We start from the raw sequence: 4008 nt of genomic DNA on the forward strand, positions 1-4008 counted from the left end.
TGTATAAGAGCCGGGCGCGGCCCCGCGCGTGAGGGCCCCGCGGAGGGCCGCGCAGGCACCTCTCCGGGGCGCGCCCGGGCCCCGGCTGGACGTCCAGGCGGCGTGCATGGCTAGCATGGGCGGCGTACAGGATGTGAGGTCGGCCACGGGCTGCGCGCGGGCGGCCCCGCCCGTGCTGACACCCGCACCGAGAGGCTCGAGGATCGACGCGACCAGAACCGCACCCACCCGCCGCCGCACCACCCTGGCCGCCGCCGTCGCGGCCGCCGCCGCCCTGACCATCAGCGCCGCCGCCCCCGCGCTCTCCGCGCCCGGCAACGGCAACGGCAACGGCAACGGCAACGGCCAGTCCTCCGCATCGCAGGGCCAGGCCCGCTCGAACGACCTCTCCACCACCCGGGGGAAGCAGGTCAACGACGCCGCCGCCCTCGCCCCGCACCTGCTGGATCAGGAGCTGGCCTGGGAGGCCTGCGACTTCGGCAGCCCCGCGCTGAACACCCGCTTCGGGGCGATCCCCGGCACCGCGTGCGCCGACGTCACCGTGCCGCGCGACTGGAAGGACCCGCAGGACGGGCACACCATCACCGTGCGCGTGGCCAAGACCGAGACCTCGAAGGGCAACCCGGACCGCCAGGGCATCGCCCTCGTGAACCCCGGCGGCCCCGGCGGCTCCGGCCTGCCGTGGGGCCCGGCCATGGCCGAGCGCGCCCCCGAGCTCGCCGAGCAGTACGACTTCATCGGCTTCGACCCCCGCGGCGTGGGCCAGTCCACCGCCCTGGAGTGCACCTACACGCCGAACCCCGAGCACGACATCTGGCAGGACACCAAGGCCCAGGTGGACGCGTGCCTCGAGAACGAGCTCACCCCGTACATCACCACCGAGCAGACCGTGTACGACATGGACTTCATCCGCGCCGTCATGGGCGAGGAGAAGACCTCCTACATCGGCTACTCGTACGGCACCTGGCTGGGCAGCTGGTACCAGCGCGTCTTCCCGCAGCACGCGCACCGGTTCCTGCTGGACTCCGCCGTGGACATCTCCCGCGATGGCCTCCAGACCACCTGGGACCTGCAGCCGCGCTCCCGCGACCGTCAGTTCCAGGACGCGATGCTCCCCTACGTGGCCCGCCAGGACGCCGTCTACGGCCTGGGCACGGACCCGATGGAGATCCGTCAGCGCTGGGAGGACGCGGGCGGCACGCGCACCATGCTCGGCCAGATCGTGGCCGGCTCCTACCTGCTGCCCGCCATGTACAGCACCTCGCAGTACCCGATGGCCGCGTCCATGATCGCCGCCTTCATCTCCATCATGGAGACCGAGACGGCCGCCACGGACGAGGCCGGCATGCAGGCCCAGCTCGAGCGGATCACCGCCGAGGCCCGCGCCACCGTGCCCGCCGCCGACCGCGCCGCGTTCGACCGCTTCATCGAGCAGGGCTCCGAGGTCGTCGCGGAGCGCGACGAGCTGGCCGCCGCCGTGCGCACCGGCCAGCCGGTGACCTTCTCCGGCACCTTCTCGGCGATCCGCTGCCAGGACGGCCAGTGGAACACCTCGGAGGGCTACTGGACCTCGTGGGTGGACGACCTCGGCCGCAAGGCCCCGTGGATCGCCGCCTTCATGGGCCCGTCCGAGTGCATGTACTGGCCGGCCCAGACCTCCATGCCCTCCCAGCCGGGCGGCAAGGACACCCCGAGCGCCGTGATCGTGCAGTCCGAGCTGGACGCCGCCACCCCGTACGAGGGCGGCCACCGTGCCGCCGGCGTGCTGCGCAACACCTCCCTGATCTCGGTGGACAACGAGGGCACGCACGGCCTGTTCCCGTACCGCACCGAGTGCGTGGACGCCCCGATCCGCGACTACTTCCTGACCGGTGAGATGCCGGCCGAGAAGTCCCTCTGCGAGGCGCACCCGCTGCCGGGCGAGACGCAGACCCACCAGGTCGCCGGCACTCCGACGCACAAGGGCGACATCAAGATCTCGATGCGCACGGACGCCGTCCGTGAGGCCAACCGGATCACCCTGGACGCCATCGAGCGCCAGCTGCTGGACTCCCGCGCCGTGACCCCGGACGTGGAGGCCTTCCTGGAGCGCTGATCCCCAGCGGTCCACGACGACGACGCCCCGGTCCGCCGCCTCCCTGGAGGCGGGCCGGGGCGGCGTCGTCGTGCGGGAGAGGCTCAGGCGTAGAAGAAGCGGACCAGGTGGAAGAACACTGGGGCGGCGAACACCAGCGAGTCGATCCGGTCCATGATCCCGCCGTGGCCGGGGATGAGGGAGCCGAAGTCCTTGATGCCGCGGTCGCGCTTGATCGCGGACATCACCAGGCCGCCGCCGAAGCCGAGCAGGCAGGAGACGAACGCGAACAGGGCCGCCACCCACCAGGGGAACGGGGTGAGGAAGGACAGCGCCGCCCCCAGCGGGGTGGCCGTGAGGACCCCGCCCACGAAGCCCTCCCAGGTCTTGTTCGGGGACACGGACGGGGCGATCGGCCGGCGGCCCAGGGTCTTGCCCCACACGTACTGGAACACGTCCGAGCCCTGCACCACCAGCAGCAGGAACAGCAGCAGCAGGGCGCCGGCCTCGCCGCCGGACCCGGGGGCGCTGCCCTCGGCCACGTGCCGGCCGTGCTCCATGGCCACCGGCAGCTGCAGCACCGCCGGGATGTGCGAGACCGCGTACACGCACACCATGGCCGCCCACTGCACGGCCGCGGCCCGCCGCAGGAACCCCTCCGTGCGGCCGGCCAGCGCCGCGCGCACGGGCAGGAACAGGAACGCGTACACAGGGATGAACACGGAGAACATCCCGTACCAGTGCTCCCACACGAACCAGTAGTGCAACGGGGTGACCACGAAGAACAGCCACACCAGGGTGCGGTGGTCCGCCCGCCCGGTGGGGCTGATGGTGAGGAACTCGCGCAGGGACAGCCAGGTCAGCACGAGGAACAGCAGCAGCGTGGCCGTCTCCCCCAGCGCCAGCACGGCGGCCAGCACCGCCACCATCGCCCACCACGCGCCGATCCGCTGCACGAGGTTGCCGATCAGCTCCGGATTCCGCGCGCCCATCCGCGCCCTGAGCACCGCGGCGATCACGCTGGCGGCCGCCAGCACCCCCACCACGCCCAGCAGCAGCCCTCCGGCCGTCGGCCCGAGCAGTCCCACCATCGCGTCCTCCTTGGTCTTCTCAGCCCCGCAGCGAGGCGGACAGGTCCTGCACCAGCACGGCCCGCGCCCGCTCGAGCCAGGCCGTGCGGGCCGCCTCGTCCTCCCCGCGGCCCGGCTCCGGCGCGTCGGTCGCGGCCGTTCCCGACGCCGGGGCGCCCGGTCCCGGCGGGCGGGCCGGCTCCGGCGGGTCCAGGGGCGGGTGGAACCTCACGGTGGACAGGTGCGGCACCGGGATCGGCTCGCCCTTGGGCAGGATCCGGCCGAGGTTCACGAGGGACACCGGCACCACCGGGACCTGCGGGAACGCCGCGGCGAGCGCGTGCAGACCCCGCTGGAACCGGGCAACGTCCTCGCCGGAGCCGCGGGTGCCCTCGGGGAAGATGATCAGCGAGTCGCCGCCGGCCAGGATCTCCAGCATGCCCTCGAGCTGGCTGCCGCCGTCGGGGCTCACCCCGGAGCCCGAGGCGGCGCCCGGCCCCCGTCGGCGCGTCTTGCCGCGCTCCACCAGGTAGGCGTGGAACAGGCCCTCGGCCACCCGGCGCCGCAGCCCGGAGCCCCAGTAGTCCGCGGCGGCCACCGGCCGCACCCGCCGCTGCAGAGCGGGCGGCAGCACCGCCCAGAGGGTCACGAAGTCCAGGTGCGAGGTGTGGTTCGCGTAGAACACCGCCTGCCGGGGCAGCAGCGCGGCCAGGCGCTCCCGGGTGATCTCGGCCTCCTCGGCCCCGTCCGGGCCGGACGCGTGGATCCGGGCGCCCGCGACGGCCAGCACCTGTCTCTTATCACATCTGACGCTGCCGACGATCTTACGCGTGTAGCTCTCGGTGTGCGGCTGCGCCGCCGACG

Annotated in this window: 3 protein-coding genes; 1 reads left to right on the plus strand and 2 read right to left on the minus strand. The window is 73.3% G+C overall.

What is annotated here, in order from left to right; translation table 11 throughout:
- Window positions 1-172: 172 nt before the first annotated feature.
- Window positions 173-2095, plus strand: coding sequence for an alpha/beta hydrolase (locus NWP10_RS10845; RefSeq protein ID WP_258300913.1), 1923 nt, complete (start codon window positions 173-175; stop codon window positions 2093-2095).
- An 83-nt stretch (window positions 2096-2178) separates the two neighbouring features.
- Here the strand turns inward: NWP10_RS10845 and NWP10_RS10850 are convergent, their stop codons facing one another.
- Window positions 2179-3165: a phosphatidate cytidylyltransferase gene (locus tag NWP10_RS10850; RefSeq protein ID WP_258300914.1), complete on the minus strand. Its 987-nt coding sequence runs from the start codon at window positions 3163-3165 to the stop codon at window positions 2179-2181.
- Between the two features lie 19 nt (window positions 3166-3184).
- Window positions 3185-4008 (minus strand): 1-acyl-sn-glycerol-3-phosphate acyltransferase (locus NWP10_RS10855; protein ID WP_258300915.1); only part of this gene is annotated, 824 nt, incomplete at its 5' end.

Source organism: Micrococcus sp. HG099 (genome assembly GCF_024723355.1).
Lineage (GTDB): Bacteria > Actinomycetota > Actinomycetes > Actinomycetales > Micrococcaceae > Micrococcus > Micrococcus endophyticus.

What these genes read in the sequence shown, in the direction of transcription:
- NWP10_RS10850 (WP_258300914.1), bottom strand. Translation starts at nt 3,165, where the DNA reads ATGGTGGGACTGCTCGGGCCGACGGCCGGAGGGCTGCTGCTGGGCGTG.